We start from the raw sequence: 4,489 nt of genomic DNA, 5'->3' as shown, positions 1-4,489 counted from the left end.
GTCGCGCCGGTGATCTGCGTCGAGTAGACGGGGACGTCGTCCTCATCGCTCGAGGAGATGACGATCGCGCCCGTCGGAAGCGGCTCACTGAAGGCCGGCTTCTTCTTGTCGTCGTCATCGTCGTCATCGTCGTCGGATGCCGCCTCGTCGCCCGGCTTGGCCTTGGTGCGAGCCGGGGTGGCAGGCGCGTCGTCGTCGGCATCCGATGCGTCGACGTCGACGTCGAGGTCGACGTCGACGATCTCCTCTTCGTCGATGTCCTCCTCGTCGGACTTGGCCTTCGAGGTGGCCGCCTTCTTCGCGGGTGCCTTCTTCGCGGGCGCCTTCTTCGCGGGCGCCTTCTTGGCCGCCGGCTTCTTGACTGCGGCGGTCTTCTTGGCGGGTGCCTTCGTGGCCGGGGACGTCGTCGTCTCGTCGGTCTCGGGCTCAGCGGCCGCGGTCTCCGCGGTGGCGCGGGAGCGCGTGGTTGTCTTCGTGCCTGACGTCACGGTTCGCCTTTCACCGACGAACATTCGCCGGTTGGTTCTCGGACACTATTAAGACCCTTGTCAAGTCCGTCGAGCCTCCGCGGGCGGAGCCACGACCAGTCGACAACGGGTCAGATTGCCCATTCTCTCATACGTTGTGCGCGCGTCCTGACGACGCGCACCTGAGATAACGCTGAGTGTCCGTCCGGCATTCCCAGGCTTGTCAGCCCAGTCCCCCGCCGCCCCGCTTGTCGTCGTCGCCCCGGGGCCGGCTCGCCAGAAAGCGCTCCAGCTCTGCGGCGAGCTCATCGGCGCTGGGGAGGTCGCCGGTGTGGATGATGGGCTGGCCGAGGTTGGATCCTGCCATATAAGAGTCGTAGCGCTCTTCCAGTCCCTGCAGCATGCGGCTCAGTTCGTCGCTGCCCGACACCTGCTCGGTGACCTTCTCGACGAACTCGCGGTTGTCCTCGCGCAGCTCGTCGCCGTCGAAGACGAGGCCGGTCGCCACGGTCAGGCTGTCGAGGGCCGCCAGCGCCGCGGCCGGGTACTCGGTGTCGGCGAGGTAATGCGGCACAAGGAGCACGAAGCCCGCGACCCGTGTGCCCGACTGCGCGAACCGGTACTCCAGCAGGTGGCCGATAGTGGCGGGAACCTGCGTGTGGGGCTGCCACACCGAATGGGCCTCGGTCAGGTCGGAGCGGGTGCCGCTGACGGTCGTGCCGATCGGGCGGGTGTGCGGCACAGGCATGGGAATGGCGTGCACCCAGGTGACGGTCGAGACCTCGAGGCCCTCGGCCAGGCCGAGCACGGTCTCGGAGAATGCTTCCCACCCGAAGTCCGGCTCGTAGCCGGAGAGCAGCACGAAGGGCTGACCGACTGCGTCATGCGCAAGCGAGAGCTCGAGCCGCTGCGGCCGGTAGTCGGTGAGGTGGTCGGCCTGGAACGACACGATCGGGCGCCGCGCCCGGTAGTCCAGCAGGGCGTCGTTGGAGAAGGTGATGACCGGCGACGGCTCGAGGTCGTCGCGGAAATGCTGGAGGACTTGTGCCACGGCGCCCCCGGCGTCGGTGAAGCCGGTCATCGCGATGATCATGGGGAGCCCGGCGGGGACCGGCGGCGCGGAAGCGACACGCTCATAGAGGGGTCCGGGATAAGGCATGCCCCAACTTTACGATCCGCGCGTGGCCCCATGGCTGTCGTGACGCCCGCTGACAGCGAACACGGCCGACCTAGGATGGTGAAATGCCTTTCCCTGAGCTCGCACACAGCACCCTTCCGCTGACCGAGGCGCAGGCAGATGCCCTCGTCCTCGCGCTTCCTCCGCTGGATGCCGCCGGCGATGCGCTTGACGCATGGCCCGGCCTGGCATCCGCCCTCGCCGCCTTCGCCTTCACCGGCGCCGCGGGCGCTCAGCAGCGCGTGTTCCTCCCCGAGGTCTCGGCCCTTCCGCTGATCGTTGTCGGCACGGGCGACGCCCCGGATGCCGCTGCCGTGCGCGACGCGGTCGGCGCGGTGCTGCGCACCACCACCGGATACGAGACGCTGGCTGTCGCCGCGCCGCTCGCGGCGGCGGAGCTGTGGCGCGCCGCGGCCGAAGGCGCGGTGCTGGGCGGTTACCAGTTCGACGGATACAAGAGCGACCCCGGAAAGCGGCGCGCCACCCGCGTGATCGTGCACACCTCGCAGGCGCTGACCGAGGCCGATCTCGCCGAGGTGACCGCCATCGGCGAAGCCGCCGCACTGGTGAAGGACCTCGTGAACACCCCGGCGGAGTGGCAGTCGCCCGCGCAGCTCGCGGACAGCGCCGTCGAATCGGTGGCGGAACTCCCCGTGACCGTCACCGTGCTCGACGAGAAGCAGCTGCAGGAGCAGGGTTTCGGCGGCATCCTCGGTGTCGGCCAGGGTTCCGCGCGGCCCCCGCGTGTCGTGCGTCTGGACTACGCCCCCGAGGGCGCCGATCGTCACGTTGCCCTCGTGGGCAAGGGAATCACCTTCGACAGCGGCGGGCTGTCGCTGAAGCCCGCGGCCAGCATGGTCGGGATGAAGTACGACATGTGCGGTGCGGCCGTCGTGCTGGCCGTCGTCCGCGCCGCGGCCGCGTTGAAGATGCCGGTGCGGGTGTCGGGATGGCTCTGCATCGCCGACAACATGCCCTCGGGTCAGGCGACCCGCCCGGGCGACGTGCTGCGCATGCTCGACGGCACGACGGTCGAGGTGCTCAACACCGACGCCGAAGGCCGACTGGTGATGGCCGACGGCCTGGTGGCCGCCAGCCGCGAGCACCCCGACGTGCTCGTCGACGTGGCCACGCTCACCGGCGCCGTCATGGTCGCGCTCGGGACACGTCACACGGGTGTGATGGGTGAGGATGCCGCGGTGCAGGCGTTCCTCGACGCCGCCGCCCGTGCCGGCGAGGATGCATGGCCCCTGCCGCTCCCCGCACATATGGAAGAGGAGCTCGACTCCCCCATCGCCGACATGCAGAACGCCAAGATCGGCGATTCCGCGGGCGGCACGATGTTCGCCGGGCTGTTCCTGCAGCGGTTCGTCGGCCGCGTCTCCGACGCCCCTGATGCCGAGCGCATCCCCTGGGTGCACCTGGACATCGCCGGCTCCGGATGGAACAAGGGAGCCGGCTTCGGCGCGACCGACAAGGGACCCACCGCTGCCGCGGTGCGCAGCCTCATCGAATTCGTCGCCGCGGGAGGACGCTGATGGCCGAGCACACCTCGGATGTCGTGATCCTCGGCGGCGGCAGCGGCGGGTACGCCGCCGCCCTGCGCGCGGCCGAGCTCGGCAAGAGCGTCGTGCTCATCGAGAAGGACAAGCTCGGCGGCACGTGCCTGCACCGGGGGTGCGTTCCCACGAAGGCGCTGCTGCACGCGGGCGAGGTGGCCGACTCGGCCCGTCATGCCGCGGCGGTGGGTGTGCGCGCCTCGCTCGAGGGAGTCGACGTCGCCGGGGTCCGCGCGTACCGGGAAGCCATCGTGGCGAAGAAGTTCGCGGGCCTGCAGGGGCTCGTCGCCGCCCGTGGCATCACGGTCGTCTCCGGCACCGGCCGGCTGACGGCCGACCGTGCCGTGCAGGTGGGTGACGACCTCTACCGCGGCGGCGACATCGTGCTGGCCACAGGCTCGTACAGCCGCACCCTTCCGGGGCTCGAGATCGGCGGCCGGGTCCTCACCAGCGAGCAGGCGCTCGAGCTCGACGAGGTCCCGGCGCACGTGGTGATCCTCGGTGGCGGCGTCATCGGCGTCGAGTTCGCCAGCGTCTGGCGCTCGTTCGGTGCAGAGGTGACGATCGTGGAGGCGCTGGATCACCTCGTGCCCACTGAGGACATCGCGCTGAGCAAGGCGCTCGAGCGGGCGTTCCGCAAGCGCGGCATCGCATCACGCCTGGGCGTGCGTTTCGCCGGCGTGGCGCAGACTCCCGATGGCGTGACGGTTCGGCTCGAGGACGGCAGCGAGCTCGAGGCGGACTACCTGCTGGTGGCCGTGGGCCGCGGCCCGGTCACGGACGGACTGGGGCTCGAGGATGCCGGCGTCGCGCTTGACCGCGGGTTCGTTGTGGTCGACGAGCAGCTGCGCACGGGTGTTCCCGGAATCTGGGCTGTCGGCGACATCGTCGCGGGCCTGCAGCTGGCGCACCGCAGCTTCCAACAGGGCATCGCGGTCGCCGAGCGCATCGCCGGACTCAGCCCCGTGATCGTCCCCGACTCCCAGGTTCCTCGGGTCAGTTACAGCAGCCCCGAGGTGGCATCCGTCGGTCTCAGCGAAGCCGCCGCGCGCGAGGCGCACGGCGACGCGGTGGTGACCTACGAGTACAACCTCGCCGGCAACGCCCGCAGCGAGATCCTCGGGACGGCCGGCATCGTGAAGGTCGTGCGCCTGGCTGACGGACCGGTGATCGGCGTGCACCTGGTCGGCGACCGCGTCGGGGAACTCATCACCGAAGGACAGCTCGCGGTGGGATGGGAAGCCCACCCCGAGGACATCGCGCCGTTCATTCACGCGCATCCCACT

General features: G+C 70.1%; 3 protein-coding genes and 1 pseudogene. 2 read left to right on the top strand and 2 right to left on the bottom strand.

The genetic code is table 11. The annotated features are described in order from the left end of the window. A pseudogene (locus NQ160_RS19165) lies at positions 1-488 on the bottom strand (RNA polymerase sigma factor); the annotation flags it as partial. Between the two features lie 202 nt (positions 489-690). Then, positions 691-1,626, bottom strand: coding sequence for a proteasome assembly chaperone family protein (locus NQ160_RS19160; RefSeq protein WP_257516705.1), 936 nt, complete (start codon positions 1,624-1,626; stop codon positions 691-693). An 83-nt stretch (positions 1,627-1,709) separates the two neighbouring features. Between NQ160_RS19160 and NQ160_RS19155 the strand changes: the two genes are divergently transcribed. Both NQ160_RS19155 and lpdA read left to right on the top strand, forming a co-directional pair. After that, positions 1,710-3,182 (top strand): leucyl aminopeptidase, encoded by a 1,473-nt coding sequence (locus tag NQ160_RS19155; protein WP_257516704.1) that lies wholly within the window; start codon positions 1,710-1,712, stop codon positions 3,180-3,182. After that, positions 3,182-4,489: dihydrolipoyl dehydrogenase (lpdA, locus tag NQ160_RS19150; RefSeq protein ID WP_257516703.1), on the top strand; the 1,308-nt coding region annotated here is incomplete at its 3' end. The genes NQ160_RS19155 and lpdA, both read left to right, overlap by 1 nt.

It is taken from the genome of Microbacterium sp. zg.Y909, assembly GCF_024626565.1.
This window is presented reverse-complemented; position numbering and strand designations above follow the sequence as displayed.

Coding starts and splice junctions, on each gene's coding strand:
- NQ160_RS19160 (WP_257516705.1), bottom strand. CDS start 1,626: ATGCCTTATCCCGGACCCCTCTATGAGCGTGTCGCTTCCGCGCCGCCG.
- NQ160_RS19155 (WP_257516704.1), top strand. CDS start 1,710: ATGCCTTTCCCTGAGCTCGCACACAGCACCCTTCCGCTGACCGAGGCG.